Consider the following 23,411-nt stretch of genomic DNA (forward strand, 5'->3'; position numbering starts at 1 on the left):
GGTCCCGCTTTCGCGGGGGAACCACAGCCCAAAATCGAAACGAGACCAGCGAGAGGCCAATGACCCACCAGTTCGACCCGACCTCGCTCCGCGAATACGACATCCGCGGGATCGTCGGCAAAGCGCTCGGCCCCGCCGACGCCGTCGCGATCGGCCGAGGCTTCGCCAACCGCATCCGCGCCGCTGGCGGAACACGCGTTGCGGTCGGTTATGACGGCCGCAACTCCTCGCCCGAACTCGAAGCCGCGCTCGTCTCCGGCCTCGTCGCGGGCGGCGTCGACGTCGTCCGCATCGGCCTCAGCTCCACCCCGATGCTCTATTACGCCGAAGCGACGCTAGAAGTGGACGGCGGCATCCAGGTAACCGGCAGCCACAATCCCCCCGAGTATAATGGCTTCAAGATGGTGCACGCCCACGCGCCATTTTTCGGCGACGACATCCAGGACCTCGCCGCGCTCGCCGCGTCGGGTGCCTGGAGCGAAGGAACCGGCCAGGTTACGTCCGCCGAAGTCCTTGACGCCTATGTGGACCGGTTGATGACGGGCTATGCGGGCGGCGCGTACCGGATCGGCTGGGACACCGGCAACGGTGCCGCCGGCCCGGTGATCGAGAAGCTCGTGCAATTGCTGCCGGGTGAGCATCATGTGATCTTCGCCGAAGTCGACGGCAATTTTCCCAACCATCATCCCGATCCTACCGAAGAGTCGAACCTCGCCGATCTCAAACGCCTGGTCGCGGAGAAGAAGCTCGATTTCGGACTGGCGTTCGACGGCGACGGCGACCGGATCGGCGCGGTCGACGAGCTGGGGAGCGTGATCTGGGGCGATCAGATTCTCTCCATTCTGGTCGAGCCTGCCTTGGCGGAACACCCCGGCGCGCCGATCGTCGCGGACGTTAAGTCGTCGCAGGCGTTGTTCGACCGAATCGCGGAACTGGGCGGCGAGCCGGTGATGGCCGCCACAGGCCACAGCCTGATGAAGACCGCGATGACCCGCACCGGCGCACCGATCGGCGGGGAACTGAGCGGACACCTGTTCTTCGCGGGCGAATATTACGGGTTCGACGACGCGCACTATGCGGCGGTGCGGCTGATCCGCGCGGTGCATCTGTCGGGGCGGTCGCTGACCGAATTGCGCGATGCGATGCCCGCGGTGGTGGCGACGCCGGACCTGCGGTTTCCAGTCGAGGACACGCAGAAATTCGCGGTCGTGGACGAAGTGATCGCGCGGTTGAAGTCCGAGGGTGCGGAGGTGGACCTGACCGATGGCGCGCGGGTGACGACCGCCAATGGGTGGTGGCTGCTGCGAGCCTCGAACACGCAGGCGATGCTGACGGTGCGTGCTGAGGCGAGGGATCAGGCGGCGCTCGACGCCCTACTGGCGGAGGTCGACGCGCACCTTGCGGTAAGCGGCGTTGTGAGATCGGTACCGTAACAAGGCCGCCACCCCGGCGAAGACCGGGGCCCAGTTGAAAAGGTGGATATAACGAAGCACCGCCCTCCGTTAGCAACGTCCCCCAACTGGACCCCGGCCTCCGCCGGGGTGGTGCTGGTGGGGAGGGCGTTCACAGATTCAGACGAGGATCGCGCGGCAAGCAGTGCGGTGCCGCCCCTCTCCCCCGTCATTCCCGCGGAGGCGGGAACCCAGACTGGCTAGCCTTCCAAGGGATCGCAACCGTTCGGAGACTATGGATCCCCGCCTTCGCGGGGATGACGACGACGGGGCGAGCGGTAGCAGTAGACGGACCGCCGCGACACATGATTGACACGCCACCGCCCCAGCCTACCGTCCCGCCCCTCACCCCAAGGAGTCGCAAAGTGGAGCGCCCAGTCGACGAATTCCGCTCCAGCACGCGGCGCTGGCTACTCGGCAGCTTTGCCGGTTGGGGCACGCTGCTCGCCTGTCTCGCCGGCATCGGCTTCGTCATCATCGGCGTCCGCTGGCTCAAGAACCGCAGCGCCTCCTACGAGATCACCGACCAGCGCCTGATCATCAAGCGCGGCATCCTGTTCAAGACGATCGACGAGATCGAGCTCTACCGGATCAAGGACGTCCGCCTCGGCTATTCTCTCCTCAACCAGATGACCGACATCGGCACGATCAGCCTGACGTCTAGCGACCGCACGACCGCCGGCGGCGAGTTCACGCTCCGCGATATCCCGATGGCGCGCGACCGCCGCGAAGGCCTACGCAAGCTCGTCGATCGCGCCCGCCAACGCTACGGCGTCCGCGAACTCGATCACGACGACGCATACGCGTTGGATTAGGCGCATACGCGCTGGATTAACCGCGCTTTTATCCCCACATGGCGGGCATGGCGCCCCCCTATCCCAAGCCCAAACCCCAGCCCCAGATGATCCGGGTCGTCGACCTCGAGACCACCGGCTCGGCCCCGCCCGCCCACGGCGTCTGCGAGATCGGCTGGCAGGACGTCGCGCTCGGCGAGGATGGCCGCTGGGAGATTTACGGCGAAGGCGGTAGCCTGCTCGTCAATCCCGGTCGGCTGATCCCGCCCGTGACACAGGCGATCCACCACATCCTCGACGAGCATGTCGCCGACGCGCCCTACTGGCATGATTGCGCCCGCCAGGTGCTCGACCCCTGGCCGCGCCGCCTCGCGCTGGCCGCGCACCGCGCCGATTTCGAGCAGAAATTCTGCACCCCCGCGCTCACCCGCGACGCCGAGTGGATCTGCACGTGGAAATGCGCGCTCCGGCTCTGGCCCGACTCGCCGAGCTTCTCGAACCAGGTGCTGCGCTACTGGCGCAAGCCCCACGGCATGGAGCACGAACGCGGCCTGCCTGCGCACCGCGCGTTCCCAGACGCCTATGTCACCGCGTTCCACCTGCGCGACATGCTCAACGAGGCGAGTTTCGCACAGCTCGTCGAATGGTCGCGTGACCCCGGGCTTATCCCGCGCGTCCGCTACGGCCCCGATCGCGGCAAGGAATGGTCCGAGCTCGATCACGAGACGCTGATGGCGTTCATGACCGATCGCGATCCCGACATCCGCTTCACCGCCAATCACGAGATGGACCGGCGCAGCGGTGGCGGCCGCGTGGGCAAAGCCAGCGTGCAGGATCTCCTGCTTTAGATCAGCGTGTTGCGGGCCTGCACCCGGGCGGTATCGCTGGCGTAACAATCGTCGCTGACCTACACCCCGCAGCCATGATCCGCGCGCGTCTGAAACTTCCATCGTCTGAGGGGCGAGTCGCGCGCTGGCTCGTCGTCTTCATGACGCTCGGATTCATCGCGCTCGCCGCGGCGGCGGTCGCGATCGGCTGGATCACGATCCGCAACCAGGCCTATACCGCCGAAATTCTCCACACGCAGGATGTCCGCCAGGCGATCGCCACGCTGCAGATCCAGATGGAGCAGACCGAGACGGCGCGGCGCGGCTACATCCTCACTGGGCAACCGCTGTTCGCGACTGCCTATGCGCGCACCGCCGGCAATCTCGAGCCGTCGATCCTGACGCTGCGCACCCTGACGATCGACAACCCCCGGCAGACCGCACGCCTCGACCTGATCCAGCCGCGGTTCGCGCGGTTGCTTGGCTTGCGGACCCAGTCGATGACGCTCGTCGCCGCGGGCCGGATCGTCGAAGCGCAGCGCCGCTTCGCCGTCGATGCCAGCGTCCCGCTGATGCGCGGCATCCGCTACCGGTTGCAGGCGATGGCCGCCGACGAGGTCCGCCTGCTCGCGATCCGGACCGGGCGTCAGCAGCGGTCGAGCATGTTGTTCCTCTCCGCGGCGGGGATCGCGGTGGCGCTGCTGTTGCTCGTCGCGATCCTCGCGGTCCTGCTGATCCGCCGCTACACCGCCGACCTCGCCGGCTCGCGCAACAGCCTGCGCACCCTCAACGAGACGCTCGAGGAGCAGGTCGTGGAACGCACCGCCGACCTCAGCCGCGCGAACGAGGAGATCCAGCGCTTCGCTTATATCGTCAGCCACGATCTGCGTTCGCCGCTGGTCAACGTGATGGGCTTCACAGCCGAGCTCGCCACCGCGGCGACGCCGCTCGCCGAACTGGTCGACCGCGCCGAAGCCGAAGCGCCGCACATCCTCACCGAGGACGCACGGCTGGCCGCGCGCGAGGACCTGCCCGAGGCGATCGGCTTCATCCGCACCTCGACGCAGAAGATGGACCGGCTGATCAACGCCATCCTCAAGCTGTCGCGCGAAGGGCGCCGCACCATCGCGCCCGAGCATATCGACCCTGCGCAACTGGTCGAGGCCATCATCGGCTCGATCCAGCACATCATCGACGATCGCGGTGCCACTGTGCGCGTCGAGCGGCCGATGCCGGCGATCGTCACCGATCGCCTCGCGCTCGAACAGATCCTGTCGAACCTGATCGAGAACGCGACCAAGTATCTGAAACCCGGTCGCCCCGGCGAGATCGTCGTGAGGGGCGAGGCCGAGCGTGGCCGAGTCATCCTGTCGGTCGTCGACAATGGCCGCGGCATCGATCCGCGCGATCACCAGCGCGTGTTCGACCTGTTCCGCCGCTCCGGCGCACAGGATCAGCCCGGCGAAGGCATCGGACTCGCGCATGTCCGTGCGCTCGCCTATCGACTTGGCGGCACGATCGACGTGCAGTCGACGCTCGGCGACGGCGCGACCTTCCGGCTCAACCTGCCGGCCCACATGACCATCCAGGACGCAGCATGAACGATCACAAGACCGTCGGGATCGTAATGATCGAAGATGACGAGGGCCACGCCCGCCTCATCGAGAAGAATATCCGCCGCGCCGGTATCCTGAACGATATCCGTCACTTCACCGACGGCACCACCGCGCTCGACTTCCTGTTCAACGCCGCCGACGGCCCGGCCAAGAGCGGCCCGGCGATGATCCTGCTCGACCTCAACCTGCCAGACATGAGCGGGACGGACATCCTTGCCAGGATCAAGGCGGAGGGCAGCCCGCTCAAGCGCACGCCGGTCGTCGTGCTGACCACCACCGACGACAAGGTCGAGATCCAGCGTTGTTACGACCTCGGCTGCAACGTCTACATCACCAAGCCGGTGAACTATGAGAGTTTCGCGCAGGCGATCCGCCAGCTCGGCCTGTTCCTGTCGGTGATCCAGGTTCCCGAGACCGAGTGACCGGGCCCAGCGTCCTCTACATCGACGACGACGCCGGCATCCGACGGCTGGCAGCGCGTGCGCTCGAACGCCGCGGCTACCGGATGACCGTCGCCGAGACGGGGGCCGAGGGCGTCGTGAAAGCCGCCGCCGAGCGCTTCGACCTGATCGCGGTCGACCATTACATGCCCGGCATGGACGGCCTCGAAACTTTGGAAGCGCTCCGCCGCCTGCCCGATCCACCGCCCGTGGTATACGTCACTGGCTCGGAGGAAGGCCGCATCGCGGTCGCTGCGCTGAAGGCCGGCGCCGCCGATTACGTCGTGAAGACGATCGGCGAGGATTTCTTCGACCTACTCGCCGCGTCGTTCGAACAGGTCCGCGCCCGCTCGGTATTGGAACATGCCAAGGCGTCCGCCGAGGCCGATCTCCGCGCCAGCAATGCAAGGCTCGAGGCGCTGCTCGGCGAGGTCAACCACCGCGTCGCCAACTCGCTGCAACTCGTCTCGGCGATGGTCCGCCTCCAGGCGACCGCGCTGACCGACCCGTCCGCGCGAGAGGCGCTGGAGGATACGCAGCGCCGCATCCAGGCGATCGCGCAGGTCCACCGCCGGCTCTACACCAGCAACGACGTCGAGAGCGTCGACATGCAGGAATATCTTGGCGCATTGGTCGACGAACTCGCCGAGACCTGGTCGACCGAAGCGCTCCCCCGCGCCTTGAGCCTCGCCGCCGAGCCGATCCGCCTGCCCACCGACCGCGCGGTGTCGCTCGGCGTGATCGTCACCGAACTGGTCACTAACGCGTTCAAATACGCTTACCCCAACAGCGGCGGCGAAGTCCGCGTCGCGCTGCGCCGGATCGACGACGACGTCTTCCTGCTCGCGGTCGAAGACGATGGCTGCGGCATCCCCGAAGACGCCGTCCCGCGCGGCACCGGTCTCGGCACCAAGCTCATCCGCGCAATGGCGCAGAGCCTGCAGTCGATCGTCGAATACGACCCGACCCACACCGGCGTCCGCGCCACCCTCCGCGCCGCGGTACGGTAACCTTCTAATCCTCCCCCGCCAGGGGGAGGTGGCGCCGTAGGCGGCGGAGGGGGAGGCACACGCAACAAGGGTCTTCCCTTACCTCCCCCTCCGTCTGGCAAGTGCCAGCCACCTCCCCCTGGCGGGGGAGGATTATTTCAGAGCGCGCGCACCGCCGCCAGGATCATCCGCCCGGTCAATCGCGCCGTCTCATCCTCCGACAACCGCGGCCGCGACAGCGTACGGTGGCCCAGCCCGAACATGAAGGCGAGGATCAGCTCCTCTGCGCCCTCCAGTTCGTTCTCCTGCAAGTCCGGATTGGCGACGCAGGCGAGTTCGCGGATCATCCGGCGGAAATCGCGGCACAGGTCGGCGATCGTGTCGGCGACGTCGGCGTTGCGGTGCGCCTCCGCCATGATCTCGAACGACAGCGCCTCGTCACCCTTGGACAAGGCACGTCGTGCCAGTTCGACGAACCCTTCCTCGATCGAGAATCGTTCCGATTTGACCGAGTCGTTCATCGTCTGCAGCTCGCCCATCTTGGCCGCTGCATCCTCCATTACGATCGCCTGGATCACCGCGTTCTTGCCGGTGAACAGGCGATAGATCTGGCCGACGGAAACACCCGCCGCCACGGCCAGTTCGGACATCGGGGTTTGATGAAACCCTTGTGTCGCAAACAGATGACGGGCCGACGAGACGATACGCTCCCGACTTCCCATTTCATGCTGCACTGCACTCAAAACCATGTTCCCGACGCGTTTTTAGGTTGACCGGCCGCTCGCACAATCCTAGCGGGCAAGCAAGCGGAATGAACGTTCATTCCGGTGAACCTAATCTGCACGGACGTCGGGATGCTTAACATGCAGCAATTGAACCTCAAGGGATCGGTGGCGCTCTTCGCGCTCGCCCTGCTGTCGGCTTGCAGCAAGGAGCAGGCTCCGCCGCCTCCGCCCACACCGACCGTCGGCGTCGTCACCGTCGGCGAGGAAGCGGTGGTGCTCACCTCCGAGCTCCCCGGCCGTATCGCCGCGGTAGAGACCTCTGAAGTCCGTCCTCAGGTCAGCGGCGTGGTCCGCGATCGCCTGTTCACCGAGGGCGCGATGGTCAGCAAGGGTCAGGTCCTCTACGCGATCGAGGACGCCCCCTATCGCGCGGCGCTCGCCAGCGCGCAGGGCCAGCTCGGCGCAGCCCAGTCGCAGATCAACGCGACCCGCCTCCAGGCGCAGCGCTACGGCCAGCTCGTACAGCTGAACGCGGTCAGCAAGCAGGAGGCGGACAACGCCACCGCGTCCGCACAACAGGCTCGCGCGAATGTTGCAGCGCAGCAGGCGGCGGTCCAGTCGGCGCGCGTCAACCTAGGCTTCACGCGGATCAAGGCGCCGATCTCGGGCCGCATCGGCCGGTCGTTGGTGACCGTCGGTGCGCTGGTCCAGATGGGACAGACCGATCCACTTGCGACGATCCAGCGCACCAATACGGTGTACGTCGACGTCGTCCAGTCGGCGGCGCAGCTGCTCGATCTCAAGCAGGCGATGGCAAGCGGCGGCGTGACCCGCGGCGACGGCAGCGCGCGCGTCCAGCTGATCCTGCCGAACGGCACGACCTATCCGATCGAGGGCCGCCTGCAGTTCGCCGAAGTCACGGTCGACCAGACCACTGGCGCGGTGACGCTACGTGCAAGCTTCCCGAACCCCAACGGCCTGTTGCTGCCGGGCATGTACGTCCGTGCGAAGCTCGTCGAGGGCACGCGTCGCCAGGCGATCATGGCGCCCACCGCCGGCATCACGCGCGACCCGCGCGGCGGTGCGACCGCTCTGGTCGTCAACGCGCAGAACAAGGTGGAGCAGCGTAATGTCACCACCGACCGCGTGATCGGCGACAAGTGGATCGTCACCAGCGGCCTGAAGCCCGGCGACAAGCTGATCGTCGAGGGCCTGCTCAACCTGCGTCCCGGCGCGACCGTCAAGCCTGCCGCCCCGCAGCAGGTCGCCAAGCCCGCTGGCGCGCCCGGCGCTGCACCCGGAGGCGGCGACGCGTCCGGTGCGACCAGCAACAGTTCCGCGCAGGCCGGGAAGTAACCGCCCATGTCACGCTATTTCATCGATCGACCCATCTTCGCGTGGGTCATCGCCATCATCCTGATGTTGGCCGGCATCCTCGCGATCCGGTCGCTGCCGATCGCGCAGTTCCCTGAGATCGCCGCCCCCAAGGTGACGGTCGCGACGTCCTATCCGGGCGCCGACGCGCAGACGCTTGAGAACACGACGACGCAGATCATCGAGCAGCAGATGAAGGGCATCGACAACCTTCGCTACTTCGCCTCGACCTCGGACGGCTCGGGCAACCTCGCGATCACGCTCACCTTCGAGCAGGGCACCGATCCCGACATCGCGCAGGTCCAGGTGCAGAACAAGCTGCAACAGGCGACTCCGCTCCTGCCGCAGGAAGTGCAGCAGGCCGGTCTCCGCGTGACCAAGGCGACCGCCAACTTCCTGCTGATCATCGCAGCCTATTCGGAAAACGGCGACCACGACCAGGTCGATCTCGGCGACATGATCGCCTCGAAGCTCCAGGATCCGCTCAGCCGCATCAAGGGCGTCGGCGATACGCAGGTGTTCGGCGCGCAATATTCGATGCGGATCTGGGTCGACCCCTTCAAGATGTCGAACCTTGGAGTCACCGTCACCGACATCACCTCCGCCCTGATCGCGCAGAACGCACAGGTTTCAGCCGGCCAGGTCGGCAGTCTGCCCGCGGTGAAGGGCCAGTCGCTCAACGCGACCGTGACCGCACAGTCGCGCCTCCAGACGCCGGAGCAGTTCCGCGCGATCATCGTCCGCTCGGCAACCAGCGGCGCGACCGTGCGCCTGTCGGACGTCGCGCGCGTCGAGATGGGCTCGGAGAACTACAGCTTCCAGGCACGCTATAACGGCAAGCAGGCGGCAGGCTTCGGCGTGAAGCTGGCACCGGGCGCGAACGCGCTCGATACCGTCAAGCTGGTGAAGGCCGAGGTCAACCGGATCGCCAAGCAGTTCCCGCCCGACGTCAAGGTCGCGTTCCCGATCGACAACTCGACGTTCGTGCGGCTGTCGGTCGAGCAGGTCATCCACACGCTGATCGAGGCGATCGTCCTCGTCTTCCTCGTGATGTTCCTGTTCCTCCAGAATTTCCGCGCCACGCTGATCCCGACGATCGCGGTCCCGGTCGTGTTGCTCGGCTCGCTCGCCGTGCTCCAGGTCGCGGGGTTCACGATCAACACGCTGACCTTGTTCGGCATGGTGCTGGCGATCGGCCTGCTCGTCGATGACGCGATCGTCGTCGTCGAGAACGTCGAGCGCCTGATCCAGGAGGAAGGGCTCAGTCCCAAGGAAGCCGCCAAGAAGTCGATGGACGAGATCAGCGGCGCGTTGGTCGGCATCGGCCTCGTTCTGTCGGCGGTGTTCCTGCCGATGGCGTTCTTCAGCGGCTCGACCGGCGTGATCTTCCGCCAGTTCTCGATCACCATCGTGTCGTCGATGGCGCTCTCGGTGCTGGTCGCGTTGATCCTGACGCCCGCGCTCTGCGCGACGATCCTGAAGCCTGCCAAGGAAGGTCATAGCGAGAAGAAGGGCTTCTTCGGCTGGTTCAACCGCACCTTCGACAAGGGCGTCGGCAAGTATGGCAACGGCCTGCGCCGCGTCGAGAAGGGCTGGGTCCGCACGATGCTGGTCTATGCCGTGATCGTCGTCGCGATGGCCTTCATCTTCGTCCGCCTGCCGTCGGGCTTCCTTCCCGAGGAAGACCAGGGCGTGATGTTCGCGCAGGTCTCGATGCCGTCGGGTACGCCGATGGAGGAGACCGCCCGGACGATGGACAAGGTCCGCGATCACTTCATGATCGACGAGAAGGCCAACACCGCGGGTATCTTCACGATCAGCGGCTTCGGCTTCGTCGGCCAGGGCCAGAATGTCGGCATCGCCTTCATCCAGCTGAAGCCTTGGGAAGATCGTAGCGGCAAGGAGAACAGCGTCGCGGCGGTCGCGGCACGCGCCAACCAGGCGCTCGCCGGGATCCGAGCCGGCATGGTGATCGGCTTCGTGCCGCCCGCCGTGCAGGAACTGGGCAACGCCAACGGCTTCGACTTCATGCTGAAGGACAATGCCGGCGTCGGTCACGAGAAACTACTCGAGGCGCGCAACATGCTGCTCGGCATGGCCAGCCAGGACAAGCGCCTGATGCAGGTCCGCCCGAACGGCCTGGAGGACGCGCCACAGCTGAAACTGAACGTCGACCAAGCGCAGGCGGGGGCACTCGGCCTCAGCCAGCAAGACATCAACACCACCGTCAGCACCGCGTTCGGCGGCGCTTACATCAACGACTTCATCGACCGCGGTCGCGTGAAGAAGGTGTTCGTGCAGGCCGATGCACCGTTCCGCACGACGCCGGCCGATCTCGGCAACTTCTACGTCCGCGGCACGACCAGCAACGCGATGGCGCCGTTCTCGTCCTTCTCGACGACGAGCTGGAACTACGGCCCGTCACGCCTCGAACGCTATAACGGTGTGGCGTCGTTCGAGATCATGGGTTCGCCGGCGCCGGGCGTCAGCAGCGGTACCGCGATCAAGGCGATGGAGGAGATGGCGGCCAAGCTGCCCCCCGGCATCGGCTATGAATGGACCGGCCTCAGCTACGAGGAAAACCTGTCGGGTGGCCAGTCGACCACGGTCTATGCGCTGTCGCTGCTGATCGTGTTCCTCTGCCTCGCCGCACTGTACGAGAGCTGGTCGATCCCGATCGCCGTCCTGCTGGTGGTGCCGCTCGGCGTCCTCGGCGCGGTCGGCGCGGCGATGATCTTCGGGTTGAACAACGACATCTACCTCCAGGTCGGGCTGATCACGACGATCGGCGTGGCGGCGAAGAACGCGATCCTGATCGTCGAGTTCGCCGAGGAGAAGATGGGCGACGGGATGAATGCGGCCGATGCCGCGGTCGAGGCGGCCAAGCTTCGCCTTCGCCCGATCCTGATGACGTCGTTCGCGTTCATCTTCGGCGTGTTGCCGCTCGCCTTGTCGAGCGGCGCCGGCGCCGGCGGCCAGAACGCGATCGGCTGGGCGGTGGTCGGCGGCATGCTGTCCGCGACCGTTCTCGCGATCTTCTTCGTGCCGCTGTTCTTCCTGCTCGTGAAGCGCGTCTTCAAGCAGGATAAGGCAGGCTCGGGGCAGGACCGCGACCAGGTGCCCGACCGCGACGGTACCCGTGACGACAACCGTGACGGCACCACGACGCCCCCCCACGACCAGCGGCCGCAGGAGGCCTGATCCAGATGTTCTCGACCCAGATCTCCAGCCGCACCGCGCTGACGTTCGCCGCCGGGCTCACGCTCGCCGGCTGTAATCTCGCCCCGAAATACGTCCGGCCCGAATTGTCGGTGCCGTCGGCGACGCCTTCAGGGCCCGCCTATGCCGCCACCGACGCGGCGGGCGCGATCATGCCGGCGGACACGTCGTGGGAGGTGTTCTTCACCGACGACCGCCTGCGCCGCGTGATCCGCACCGCGCTGGAGAACAACCGTGATCTCCGCGTCGCGGTCGCCAACGTGGCGCAGGCCCGCGCCCAATACACCGTCCAGCGCTCGAACCTGTTCCCGACGATCGCGGCAAGCGGTAGCGCGACCTACCAGAAGTCGCCGTTCGGTGCGGTTGGCGGCGGGCTCGCGGGCGGTACGGGTGGCACGGGTACCGGCGGAACCGGCACGGGCGGCACGGGAACCGGTGGCACCGGTACTGGAACCGGCGGCACCGGCGGCACCGGCGGTGGCACTGGCGGGACAGGATCCAGCGTCGTGTCCAGCGGACGTGCCGACATCTATTCGGCGAATGTCGGGATATCGGCGTGGCAGATCGACCTGTTCGGCCGCGTTCGCAACCTGACCCAGGCGCAACAGGAACAGTATTTCGCGACGGAGGAAAACCGCAACGCGGCGCAGGTGTCGCTGATCGCCGAGATCGCGACTCAGTGGCTGACGATGGCCGCCGACCAGGATCGCCTCAAGATCGCCCGCGATACCGAGCGTGCGTTCGGCCAGACCGTCAAGCTGACGCAGGATCGCTTCCGGATCGGCATCGCCTCCGAACTCGAAGTACGCCAGGCCAGCACGAGCTATGATCAGGCACGCTCGGACATCGCCGATGCGACCACGCTGATCGCGCAGGATCAGAACGCGCTGAACCTGCTCGCCGGCACGACGCTGACCGCGGACATGCTGCCCGCACGGCTGGAAGAGACCAGCCCGACGCTCGAGAACCTGCCCTCGAACCTGCCGTCGGAGGTGCTGTTGCGCCGTCCCGATATCGCCTCGGCCGAGCATCAGTTGATCGCCGCCAACGCCAACATCGGCGCGGCGCGCGCGGCGTTCTTCCCGAACATCTCGCTGACCGCGGCGTTCGGCACCATCAGCCTCGGCCTGTCGAACCTGTTCGGCAACGGATCGCAGACCTGGTCGGTCGCACCAACGGTCAGCCAGACGCTGTTCGACTTCGGCCGCAACAAGGGCAATCTGCGCTATGCCCAGGCCACGCGCGATGCCGCCGTCGCGACGTACGAGAAGAGCATCCAGACCGGCTTCCGCGAAGTCGCCGATGCACTCGCGCGGCGCGGCACGATCGGTGCTCAGTTGCAGGCGCAGACGTCGCTTCGGAACAATGCAGCGGGCGCGTTCCGGCTGTCGGAACTGCGCTTCCGTGCGGGCATCGACACGTTCCTGAACACGCTCGACTCGCAGCGCGCGCTCTACAGCGCTCAACAGACCCTGCTGGCGGCCCGCCTGACCCGAGACAGCAATTCGGTCGAACTCTACCGAGCCTTGGGCGGCGGGGTCACGACGACCGTGTCACCCAACCCTCGCCAACCAAACTAAACCACGATCCCCCCCGCCAGGGGGAGGTGGCTGGCCCTCCCCCTCCGTCATCTCCGGCGACACCTTTCCCTGGCGGGGGAGGATAGAAGATGGCGCTAGTTCGCAGGCTCCGACAACGGTGCGAACCGCGCCACCTGTCGCCCGACCAGCCGCAGTTGCTCGACCACCGCGGGATCGCTCGCGCCACCCTCGTCGTCGAACTTCGTCACCTGCGTATTGATTGCGGCGGCGAACGGTGTCGGCCACCCGCGCAACGCATGGACGATCGAGCGCAACGCCGCGATCGTGCTGCCCGTCGCCTGCCAGCCGTACGCCGTCGCGATCAGCCCGACCGGCATGTCCGCCAGATACGGCCGCTCGTCGCGCGACGTCTCCTCCAGCAGGTCGAGCGCGTTCTTCACCACCCCCGAGATGCTGCCATGATAACCGGGGCTGGCGATGATCACCGCCGATGCACCGCGTACGGCCTCGACGAACGCTTGCTCGTCCGCAGTGCGCGTCGTCGCCTTCGGATCGTACAGCGGCAGCCGCGCCATGTCGGCACCGCCGAACATCTGGGTGCGATAGCCCTGCTTCTCGACCGCATCGAGCGCGATCCGCAGCGCGCGCTCGGTCGACGAGACGCCGCCTATCGTGCCGCCGATACCTACGACCAGGGGGAGAGTGTCGGAAACGGTCACGGGTTCATCCTGTTCGAACGTCATCCCTCCGCTCTTTCCCGTTTCGTCGCACGATGACAACAGGCGTTCCGGCAACGCGGTGCAATCGTCCTGCGATTGTCGTGCAGGGTTCCGCGGGCGCTGTCGCTAAGCCCCCGTACACGTTAGGGATGCGCGTAGCCTTGCCCGAACTGTAATAGACCGATAATACACCTTGTGTCCGCCGCTTGGCCGACCCGCTGGAACGACCCGATGCGCCCCGATCCCTTCGACACCAACCGTTCCAACGCAAGCGGCGACCGCGAGCCCTATGCGTATGAACGCGAACGGCTGATCACCGAACGCGAACGCCTGCGCCAGAAATACGAAGCCGAGCGCGACGGTGGCGACTCGCAGCCCTATGATCGCGACTTCGGCGCGGCCTACGCCACCCCCAGCACGCCACGACGCAAGCGCCCGATCGGACGCTGGATTCTGCGCGGCTTTGGGATCGGCATCGTCCTGCTCGTCATCGCGATCATCTGGCTCGCGATCACCGCCCCCTTGTCGAAGTCGCTGCAACCGCCGACCCCGCCTTCGATCACGCTCACCGCGGACGACGGCACGCCGATCGCACGGCGCGGTGCGATCATCGGCAAGTCGGTCGATGCTTCCAAGCTCCCGGCCCACGTCACGCAGGCCTTCCTCGCGATCGAGGACCGGCGCTTCTATTCGCACTGGGGCGTCGACCCACGCGGAATCGCGCGTGCGGCATGGGCGAACATGGGCTCGGGCGGCGTCCGCCAGGGCGGCTCGACGATCACGCAACAGCTCGCGAAGAACGCCTTCCTCGATTCGGACCGCACCGCGACGCGGAAGATCCGCGAGGCGATGATCGCCTTCTGGCTCGAGGCGTGGCTGTCGAAGAACGAGATCCTCTCACGCTATCTCTCGAACGTCTATTTCGGCGACAACACCTACGGGATCAGCGCGGCCGCCAAGCATTATTTCGGCCGCACCCCCGACAAGCTCAACGTCGGCCAAGCCGCGATGCTAGCCGGTCTGGTAAAGGCGCCTTCCCGCCTAGCCCCCACCTCCAACCTCGAAGGCGCGCGCAAGCGGGAGGCCGTCGTGGTCGGCGCGATGGTCGACGCGGGCTTCCTCACCAAGGCGGAGGGCGACGCGGTCCAGCCGCAGCGCGTGCTCGGCAGCCGCCCGTCGCAGCTCCCCAACGGCACGTATTTCGCCGACTGGATCCTGCCCGAAGCGCGCGACCAAGCCGGCGAGATCAAGACCGAGGCGACCGTCCAGACGACGCTCGATCCTCGCCTGCAACGCGCCGCCGAACGCACCGTCGCGCGCGCCGGGCTTCGTCAGGCACAGGTCGCGCTGGTGGCGATGCGTCCCGATGGCCGCGTCGTTGCGATGATCGGCGGCAAGAACTACGCGAAAAGCCCGTTCAACCGCGCGACGCAGGCCCGTCGCCAGCCCGGCTCGACCTTCAAGCTGTTCGTCTACCTCGCCGCGATGCGCCAAGGGCTGACCCCCGATTCGACGATCGAGGACCGCCCGGTGACGATCGGCGACTGGACCCCGAAGAACAGCGACGGCCGCTATCAGGGGACGATCACGCTGCGCCAGGCGTTCGCGCGCTCGTCCAACGTCGCTGCAGCCCGGCTGACGCAACAGGTCGGTGTCAAGGCGGTGATCAAGGCGGCGCGTGACCTCGGCATTTCAACGCCGATCCCCAGCGAGGCGACGATCGGCCTCGGCACCTCGACGGTGTCGCTGCTCGAACTGACCGCCGCCTATGCCGCGATCGCGCGCGAGCAATATCCGGTCCAGCCGCGCGGCCTTGCCGACGTCCGCGAGAAGGGCTGGTACCAGTCGCTGACCGGCGGGGCGACCGAGATGCCGAGCAAGATCCACGACGAGATGCTCGATCTGTTGGCGGCCTCGATCCGCACCGGCACCGGACGCGGTGCGAACCTCACGGTCGACGCGTTCGGCAAGACCGGCACGACGTCCGACAACAAGGACGCGCTGTTCGTCGGCTTCGCACGCGATCTGGTGGTCGGCGTATGGGTCGGCAACGACGACAATTCGTCGAACCCCGGCCTGTCGGGCGGCGGTATCCCCGCACGGATCTGGCGCGACTTCATGCAGAGCGCGCTGGGGATCGCCCCGATCGCCGCGCCGGCTCCGGCGGTAGAGGAAGTCGATCCGGACGCACTGCCGGCGGACGATCAGGACAATTCGATCCTGCCGCTAGGCGGGGAGATCGAGGGGATGGGCTTCAACCTGAAGATGGGCGAGGACGGCACCATCTCGGTCGGCCCCTCCCGCCGCGACCGCCAGGAAGGCCCGCCCCCACGCGACGATCGCCGGCCGCCCGATGAAGAGCCGGGGTTCGACGAAGGGCAGTAGTTCGCTAATCGACGCCATCCGTCACTCAGCACCACCTCAGCGATTAGGCACATCCCGGTTATTAGGCACTACCCCGGCTATCAGGCACCACCCCGGCGGAGGCCGGGGCCCAATTGGAAAGGTCGCGGTAACGACGCGCAGCCCTTCGCCACCTACCGCCCCCAATTGGGCCCCGGCGTTCGCCGAGGTGGAAGAGCAGCTTTGATCTTCACGTGAGCCGACACCCCCGTTGACGCCACCACCGCATCGCAGCATGTCTCACGCATGCGCTTCTTCTCTGACAACGCCGCCAGGATCCACCCGCAGGTCATGGCCGCGATCGCCGCCGCCGACACGCTCGATACCGCCTATGCCGGCGACGCGTGGAGCCAGCAGCTCGACGGCCGCCTGTCCGAACTTTTCGAGACCGACGTCGCAGTGCTCTGGGTCCCCACCGGCACCGCCGCCAACTGCCTCGCGCTCGCAGCACTCTGCCCGCCGCACGGCGGCATCGTCTGCCACCGCGACGCGCACATTCAGAACGACGAGGGCGGCGCGCCCGAATTCTACACGCACGGCGCCAAGCTGTTCCTCGCCGACGGCGATGGCGCAAAGATGACGCCGGACACGATCCGCACCGTCCTCGACGCGATCCCCGACGACGTCCACCGCGTCCAGCCGCACGCGATCTCGATCACCAACGCCACCGAATATGGTCGCGTCTACCAGCCGCACGAAGTGGCCGAAATCGGCGCGCTGGCGAAGGAGCGCGGGCTCGGCTTCCACATGGACGGCGCACGCTTCGCCAACGCGATGGCACGCGTCGGCTGCTCGCCCGCCGAGATGACGTGGCGCGCCGGTGTCGACGCGCTGAGCTTCGGCTTCGTCAAGAACGGCGCGATGAGCGCGGAGGCGCTGGTTTTCTTCAAGCCCGACCTCGCCGCCGTCACGCAATACCGCCGCAAGCGCGCAGGCCTGCTGCTGTCGAAGGGGCGGTATCTCGCCGCGCAGATCCTCGCCATGCTCGACGACGACCTCTGGCTCGCCAACGCCAAGGCCGCCAACGACAGCGCGACGAAGCTAGCCGCCGCTGCAGGCGACCGCCTCGTCCACCCGGTCGAAGCCAACGAAGTCTTCCTCCGCGCCACCCCCGAAGAAGCCGCAGCCCTCCGCGCGAAGGGCTTCGACTTCTACGACTGGGCGGCGGGGGAGATTCGCCTCGTCACCGCATGGGACAGCCCTGCGGACGCAGTCGGCCTCCTCGCCGACGCCCTCCGCGAGCTGTGACCGGCCCCACCGACCCACCACAGTCCACGCGGGCCGCGGTACTGATTCCGTTCGGCATCGTCACGCTGATCTGGGGCTCGACCTGGCTCGTCATCCGCGACCAGATCGCGGTCGTGCCGCCGAGCTGGTCGATCAGCTACCGCTTCCTCGTCGCCGGCATCGCGATGGCGATCTACGCAGGGATCAAGCGCGAGAGCTTCAAATTCGACGCGCGCGGCTACGCGTTCGCGGCGGTGATCGGCATCGCGCTGTTCACGTTCAACTTCAACTTCGTCTATCGCGCCGAGCATTACGTCACCTCGGGCCTCGTCGCCGTGGTATTCGCGCTGCTGCTCGTTCCCAACGCGATCTTCGGCCGCATCTTCCTCAAGCAGCGCCTCGGACGGCAGCTGATGGTCGGGTGCGCGGTCGCGATGGCGGGGGTCGCGCTGCTGTTCGTCAACGAGGCGCGGGTCGATCCTCACGGGCCGCGCTCGGCGACGATCGGCATCGTCCTGACGCTGTGCGGCGTGATGGCCGCGTCGGTCGCCAACGTCATCCAGGGCAGCGCGTTCGCCAAACGCTATCCGATGGCCCCGACGCTGGCGATGGCGATGCTGATCGGCGCGAGCCTCGATGCGGCGTTCGCCTGGATCACCACCGGGCCACCGGTGTTCGAGCCGCGCTTCGGCTATGTCGCGGGCATCCTCTATCTCGGCGTGTTCGCGTCGGCGCTCGCCTTCCCGCTGTATTTCAACGTCATCCGCGCGATCGGGCCGGCCAAGGCGGCCTATTCGGGCGTCATCGTACCGGTGATCGCGATGCTGCTATCGACGATCTTCGAGCGCTATCACTGGTCGACCTTGGCCGTCGCCGGCGCTGTGCTGTCCGGCATCGGCCTCGTCATCGCACTCAGCGCGCGCAGGCCCGCGCGGTAGTCGGGCCAGGCGGGCGTCCAGCCGAGCACGCGCTTGGCCTTCCCGTTCGCCACCCGCCGGTTCTCGTTATAAAATCCGCGCCCCATTGCCGAGAGCTCCTCGAGCGTCACGAACGGCGGCGCGGGCATCCCGAGCAGCATCGCCGCAAACGCCACCACGTCGTTCTGCGACGCGGGCACGTCGTCCGCGAGATTATACGCCCCTGCCGGCGCATCGAACCCGGCGATCACACCCGAGACGATATCGTCGACATGCGCGCGGCTGAACACCTGGCCGGGTTGCTCGATCCGGTGCGCCTTGCCCTGCCGCACCCGGTCGAGCGGCGAGCGCCCCGGACCATAGATCCCTGGCAACCGAAACGTCCGCGCGCCAATGGCCAGCCAGTCCGCATCCGCCGCCGCCCGTGCGCTCCGTCGACCGCCACCGATCGGCGCCGTCTCGTCCACCCACGCACCCTGCGCATCGCCGTACACGCCGGTCGACGACAGATACCCGATCCAAGCGCGCGTCCGCAGCAACAGCGAGCCGTAGCGGCCAAGCACGGGGTCCGCCTCATGCTCGGGCGGCACCGACGACAGGATGTGCGTCGCCGCCGCGATCTCCGCCGTCACCGCGTCCACATCGTCGAACCGGAGCGTACCATTGCGTCCATCCCGCGTCGTACCGACGACATGCCAGCCATCCGCCGCGAGCCGATCAGCCAGCCGCGACGCGGTGTAGCCAAGACCGAAGACCAGCAACCGGCTCATGGTGCCACCGCCGCGCCAGCCATCGGCCCCTTGTACAAAGTCCCGAAATAATCGCCCGCATTCCACACCGGCCGCTGCGCGCCATCCGCGATCTCGCGCGCGATCCGGTAGTTCGCATCGACGAACCGCACGCCCTGATCCCAGAGGATCGGCTGCGTCAGGTCGTCCGAAGGCTTGTGATAATTGTTCGCCATGAAATACGCGACCGCAGCCTTGCCCGGCCCCTTCTGACCCGGCCACAGGAAGACCGACGGGATCCCCTTCTGAACGAAACGGAAGTGATCCGAGCGGACGAAGATCCCCTCCTCCGGCATCGGATCGGGCGACAGGCCGACGCCGATCGCCGCCACCGCCTTCTGCACGATCGGGCCGATCGTCGAGCGCTCGGCACCGAACACCACCATGTCCTCGAACTTGTAGGTCAGGATCGGCATATCGAGGTTCACGTCCGCGACGATCGAGCTCAGCGGCACGGTCGGGTGGTTGGTGAAGTAATCACTGCCAACCAGCCCCTTCTCCTCGCCGGTGACCGCGAGGAACATGATCGTGCGCTTCGGCGCCTGCCCACTGCCGTTGAAGCGCTTGGCCTCTTCGATCAGGCTGGCGATGCCGATCGCGTTGTCGAGCGCGCCGTTGTTGAGCGCGTCGCCCTTCACGGGTTTCGTGATGCCGATGTGATCGAGATGCGCCGACAGCACGACGACCTCCTTGCCGACCACCGGATCGCTGCCGGGGATTACGCCGACGACATTGCTGCTCGCGCCGGGCACGAAGCTCGTCTTTGTCGCGACGGTCAGCGTACCGACCAGCGGCACCGCCTTGAACTTGGCGTTGTCGCCTGCCGCCTGCCTGGCGATCCGGCTCCAAGACGTCTTCGCACCCGCGAACAGCTTGGCCGCACCGACCATGCTGACCGTCCCGAGCGACGGCGCGCCAGGTGCATCGACCTTGCCGGTACCGTCGGGGTTCGCCCATGTCATCCGCGGCGTCGCATAGGAGTCGGCCAGTTTGGCGAACGTCCGCACCTTCGCCGAGCGCGGGCTTTCCAGCGTGATCACGCCGACCGCGCCCTTGGCCTGCGCGATCGCCGCCTTGGTCCCGCCCGAGCCGAAGAACGCGCGCTCCTCGCCGCCGAACCGCGCGGGCGAGCCGCCAAAATAGGCGACGATCTTGCCGCGCACGTCGACGCCCTTGTAGTCGTCTTGGCCATATTGCGGCGCGTCGATGCCGTAGCCGACGAACACGACGGGCGCCGAAACGCTGGTCTCCGCCTTCGCGCCGTTCGCGGCGGGCACATAATCCTCTCCGAAAACGAGCGGCTGCGCAGGCCCGCGCCCCGTCCAGACGAAATCGCCCTTGCTCGCCGCCTTGTACGACACCAGCGGCACGGTCTGGAGATACCCGCCCTGATCGCCACCCGGCCGCAGACCCGCGGCATAGAATTGCGCAGCGACATATTGCGCGGCGATATCGAACTCGGGGCTGCCGGCCTCGCGCCCCTTCATCGCATCCGACGCGAGGAACAGCACATGCGCCTTCATCGCCGCCTGATCCGCCGGCAGCGGTGCGGCGAGCTTGGCGTTCACCTCGGCCGTATTCGGGGCGGTCACCGGTGCCGGCACGGGGGCAGCTTGGGGCGCAGTCTGTGCAAGGGCAGAGGTAGATATCGCGAGCACCGCGAGCGCGCCGATAGGACGATACATCCGGAAATCCTTGCAAAGGGAACGTGTTGCAGCGGCGTAGCACCCACCGTCACCCGCGCAAGCTTTGGCTGGCGATAGGCGGGCGCGGCCCTATATTCGCAAACATATGCTCGATATCCAGAACAGTCTCGCCCACCCGCTCGTCATTCGCCGCGAGGACTATACCCCGCCCGAGTGGCTGGTCCCCGAGACGAAACTGGATTTCGACCTCGATCCCTCCACCACCCGCGTAACGGCAACACTGTCGGTGACGCGCAACGGCGATCACGCCGCACCGCTGCGGCTCGACGGCGCGGGCCAGAAGCCGCTCTCGGTCACGGTCGACGGCGTGACGATCAACGACTGGCGGATCGACGGCGAACAGCTCGTCATTCCCCTCACCGGCGCCGCGCATGTCGTCGAGACGCAGGTCGAGATCGCCCCCGATCGCAACACGCAGTTGATGGGGCTCTATGCCTCGGGCGGCAATCTCTGCACCCAGTGCGAGGCGGAAGGCTTCCGCCGCATCACGTATTTCCCCGACCGCCCCGACGTGCTCAGCATCTATTCGGTCCGGATGACCGCCGACAAGAAGCACTTGCCCGTGCTGCTCGCGAACGGCGACCTGGCCGCGCAGGGCGATCTCGACGATGGTCGCCACTGGGCAACCTGGCACGATCCATTCCCGAAGCCCTCCTACCTCTTCGCACTGGTCGCCGGCGACCTCGCCGTAAACCGCAGCAGCTTCACGACGATGTCGGGACGCGAGGTGTCGCTCGGCATCTGGGTGCGCGAGGCCGACCTCCCCAAGACCGACCACGCGTTGAAAGCGCTCGAACTCGCGATGGCGTGGGACGAGACGACCTATGGCCGCGAGTACGACCTGGACGTGTTCAACATCGTCGCGGTCGACGATTTCAATTTCGGCGCGATGGAGAACAAGGGGCTCAACATCTTCAACTCGCGCTACATCCTGGCCGACCCGGATACCGCGACCGACTACGATTACGACGCGATCGCAGCGGTCGTCGCGCACGAATATTTCCACAACTGGTCGGGCAACCGGATCACTTGCCGCGACTGGTTCCAGCTCTCGCTCAAGGAAGGCTTCACCGTCTACCGCGACCAGGGCTTCTCCGCCGACCAGGGCTCGCGCGCGGTCAAGCGGATCGAGGACGTCCGCGGCCTGCGTGCGTCGCAATTCCCCGAGGATTCGGGCCCGCTCGCGCACCCCGTGCGGCCTGAATCCTACCAGGAGATCTCGAACTTCTACACCGCGACGATCTATAACAAGGGCGCCGAGCTGATCCGGATGATGGCCGCGATCCTCGGACCGAAGGGCTTCCGCGCGGGCACCGACCTGTATTTCGACCGGTACGACGGCACGGCCGCGACCTGCGAGGATTTCGTCACGTCGATGGAGGAAGGCGGCAAGGTCGACCTTACCCAGTTCCGACTCTGGTATTCGCAGGCGGGCACGCCGCGCGTCTCGGCGAGCCTCTCGCACAGCGGTGACCGCGCGACGCTGCGGCTCGCGCAGCAGGTGCCCGCGACGCCCGGCCAGCCGGTCAAGTCGCCGATGGTGCTGCCGTTGCGCGTGAAGCTGTTCGGTGCCGAATCGGGTAAGGCGTTGACCGACGAACGCCTCGTCCTGTTCGACGACACGCTCGACACGATCGAATTCGAAGGGTTGGCCGAGCGCCCGGTACTATCGATCAACCGCGGCTTCTCCGCGCCCGTGGTGGTCGAGAGCGACCGCACCGCCGCCGACCTCGCCTTCCTCAGTGCGCACGACGACGATCCGTTCGCGCGCTACGAGGCGATGCAGCAACTGATGCTCGATACGCTGGTTGCCTCGGCCGGCGGTCATGCGGATCACGAGGCCGTGATCGCCGCGGTCGCCAACACGCTCGCCAATACCAATCTCGATCTCGCGTTCGTCGCGGAGGCGGTATTGCTGCCGTCGGAGAGCTTCATCGGCGACCAGATGGCCGTCGTCGATCCCGACGCGATCTTCCGCGCCCGCGAGGCACTACGTCGCGATCTCGGCACGCGGCTGGAGATGCAATGGCGGCAGGCATATGCGCGGGGTGAGGGCCAATCCTACGCCTATACGCCGGAGGGCAAGGGTCTGCGTCGTCTACGGACGGTATCGCTCGGCTATATAGCGGCGAGCGGTGCGACGGATGCGGCTGACCTTGCGTTTGCGCAGTTCGATTCGGCGGACAACATGACCGACCGGATGGGCGCGCTGACGACGCTGGTCAGCAGCGAGTCCGAGATCCGCACCACCGCGCTCGACATCTTCTACAACCAATATTGCGACAATCCGCTGGTGCTCGACAAATGGTTCCAGGCGCAAGCGCAGTCGTCGCGCGACGATACCGGTGCCATCGTCGCAAGGCTGGCCGACCATGCTGACTTCACGCTGACCAACCCCAACCGCGCGCGCTCGCTGATCGGCGCGTTCGGCGCGAACCAGCGTGCGTTCAACACTGCCGACGGCAGTGGCTACCGGTTCCTCGCCGACCAACTGATCGCGCTCGACCGCCTGAACCCGCAGACCGCAGCCAAACTCCTCCCGCCGCTGGGTCGCTGGCGCCGGTTCGACGCTGCGCGCGCTGGGCTAATGCGTGCGGAACTGGAGCGGATCGTGCGGACACCGGGGCTCTCGAAGGATGTGTTCGAGCAGGCGTCGAAGAGTCTCGAGGGCTGAA

The 23,411-nt window shown here is 66.8% G+C and carries 17 protein-coding genes; 13 read left to right on the forward strand and 4 right to left on the reverse strand.

Annotated elements, in window-relative coordinates; translation table 11 throughout:
* Positions 1–59 precede the first annotated feature (59 nt).
* The 6 genes from pgmG (at position 60) to AC1MH0_RS10975 (ending at position 6,138) form a co-directional block, all read left to right on the forward strand.
* Complete coding sequence (gene pgmG, locus AC1MH0_RS10950; RefSeq protein ID WP_480962804.1) at positions 60–1,433, forward strand: phosphoglucomutase/phosphomannomutase PgmG; 1,374 nt, start codon at positions 60–62, stop codon at positions 1,431–1,433.
* Positions 1,434–1,816: 383 nt separating this feature from the next.
* A complete protein-coding gene (locus AC1MH0_RS10955) occupies positions 1,817–2,266 on the forward strand; it encodes a PH domain-containing protein (RefSeq protein WP_480962805.1) in 450 nt (149 codons plus the stop codon).
* Positions 2,267–2,313: 47 nt separating this feature from the next.
* Complete coding sequence (locus tag AC1MH0_RS10960) at positions 2,314–3,093, forward strand: exonuclease domain-containing protein (protein WP_480962806.1); 780 nt, start codon at positions 2,314–2,316, stop codon at positions 3,091–3,093.
* Positions 3,094–3,233: 140 nt separating this feature from the next.
* On the forward strand, positions 3,234–4,673 hold the full coding sequence (locus tag AC1MH0_RS10965; protein ID WP_480962807.1) for a sensor histidine kinase: 1,440 nt from the start codon (positions 3,234–3,236) through the stop codon (positions 4,671–4,673).
* Positions 4,670–5,110 carry a response regulator gene (locus AC1MH0_RS10970; protein WP_480962808.1) on the forward strand — a complete coding sequence of 147 codons (441 nt, stop codon included), beginning with the start codon at positions 4,670–4,672 and terminating at the stop codon, positions 5,108–5,110. Before AC1MH0_RS10965 ends, AC1MH0_RS10970 begins: the two co-directional genes overlap by 4 nt.
* A complete protein-coding gene (locus AC1MH0_RS10975) occupies positions 5,107–6,138 on the forward strand; it encodes a sensor histidine kinase (protein WP_480962809.1) in 1,032 nt (343 codons plus the stop codon). The genes AC1MH0_RS10970 and AC1MH0_RS10975 overlap by 4 nt, the downstream gene beginning before the upstream one ends.
* 137 nt (positions 6,139–6,275) lie before the next feature.
* Here AC1MH0_RS10975 and AC1MH0_RS10980 read toward each other — a convergent pair whose 3' ends face one another.
* Positions 6,276–6,767 carry a TetR family transcriptional regulator gene (locus AC1MH0_RS10980; RefSeq protein WP_243650215.1) on the reverse strand — a complete coding sequence of 164 codons (492 nt, stop codon included), beginning with the start codon at positions 6,765–6,767 and terminating at the stop codon, positions 6,276–6,278.
* Between the two features lie 213 nt (positions 6,768–6,980).
* Between AC1MH0_RS10980 and AC1MH0_RS10985 the strand changes: the two genes are divergently transcribed.
* From AC1MH0_RS10985 to AC1MH0_RS10995, 3 genes are read left to right on the forward strand one after another with little or no spacing between them, the layout of a single operon-like run.
* A complete protein-coding gene (locus AC1MH0_RS10985) occupies positions 6,981–8,198 on the forward strand; it encodes an efflux RND transporter periplasmic adaptor subunit (RefSeq protein ID WP_480962810.1) in 1,218 nt (405 codons plus the stop codon).
* Positions 8,199–8,204: 6 nt separating this feature from the next.
* Positions 8,205–11,417 carry an efflux RND transporter permease subunit gene (locus AC1MH0_RS10990; RefSeq protein WP_480962811.1) on the forward strand — a complete coding sequence of 1,071 codons (3,213 nt, stop codon included), beginning with the start codon at positions 8,205–8,207 and terminating at the stop codon, positions 11,415–11,417.
* Positions 11,418–11,422: 5 nt separating this feature from the next.
* Positions 11,423–13,015, forward strand: a complete 1,593-nt coding sequence (locus tag AC1MH0_RS10995; RefSeq protein ID WP_480962812.1) for an efflux transporter outer membrane subunit — start codon at positions 11,423–11,425, stop codon at positions 13,013–13,015.
* Between the two features lie 95 nt (positions 13,016–13,110).
* Here AC1MH0_RS10995 and AC1MH0_RS11000 read toward each other — a convergent pair whose 3' ends face one another.
* Complete coding sequence (locus AC1MH0_RS11000) at positions 13,111–13,719, reverse strand: NADPH-dependent FMN reductase (RefSeq protein ID WP_480962813.1); 609 nt, start codon at positions 13,717–13,719, stop codon at positions 13,111–13,113.
* A gap of 207 nt (positions 13,720–13,926) precedes the next feature.
* Here AC1MH0_RS11000 and AC1MH0_RS11005 point away from each other — a divergent pair, with 207 nt between their 5' ends.
* The 3 genes from AC1MH0_RS11005 to AC1MH0_RS11015 all read left to right on the forward strand — a co-directional run bounded on the left by AC1MH0_RS11005 (position 13,927) and on the right by AC1MH0_RS11015 (position 18,263).
* Complete coding sequence (locus AC1MH0_RS11005; RefSeq protein ID WP_480962814.1) at positions 13,927–16,080, forward strand: transglycosylase domain-containing protein; 2,154 nt, start codon at positions 13,927–13,929, stop codon at positions 16,078–16,080.
* A gap of 264 nt (positions 16,081–16,344) precedes the next feature.
* On the forward strand, positions 16,345–17,346 hold the full coding sequence (locus tag AC1MH0_RS11010) for a threonine aldolase family protein (protein ID WP_480962815.1): 1,002 nt from the start codon (positions 16,345–16,347) through the stop codon (positions 17,344–17,346).
* Entirely contained in the window at positions 17,343–18,263 is a 921-nt protein-coding gene (locus AC1MH0_RS11015; protein WP_480962816.1) for a DMT family transporter, read from the forward strand. The genes AC1MH0_RS11010 and AC1MH0_RS11015 overlap by 4 nt, the downstream gene beginning before the upstream one ends.
* Here the strand turns inward: AC1MH0_RS11015 and AC1MH0_RS11020 are convergent.
* Positions 18,176–19,012 carry a Rossmann-fold NAD(P)-binding domain-containing protein gene (locus AC1MH0_RS11020; RefSeq protein WP_480962817.1) on the reverse strand — a complete coding sequence of 279 codons (837 nt, stop codon included), beginning with the start codon at positions 19,010–19,012 and terminating at the stop codon, positions 18,176–18,178. The two genes, AC1MH0_RS11015 and AC1MH0_RS11020, sit on opposite strands and share 88 nt — an antisense overlap.
* The gene (locus tag AC1MH0_RS11025; RefSeq protein ID WP_480962818.1) at positions 19,009–20,715 is read right to left on the reverse strand and encodes a M28 family metallopeptidase; all 1,707 of its coding nucleotides are present in this window, start codon (positions 20,713–20,715) and stop codon (positions 19,009–19,011) included. Before AC1MH0_RS11025 ends, AC1MH0_RS11020 begins: the two co-directional genes overlap by 4 nt.
* A 106-nt stretch (positions 20,716–20,821) precedes the next feature.
* Between AC1MH0_RS11025 and pepN the strand changes: the two genes are divergently transcribed.
* On the forward strand, positions 20,822–23,410 hold the full coding sequence (pepN, locus tag AC1MH0_RS11030) for an aminopeptidase N (RefSeq protein WP_480962819.1): 2,589 nt from the start codon (positions 20,822–20,824) through the stop codon (positions 23,408–23,410).
* Position 23,411 lies beyond the last annotated feature (1 nt).

The organism is Sphingomonas sp. AP28 (assembly GCF_056680455.1).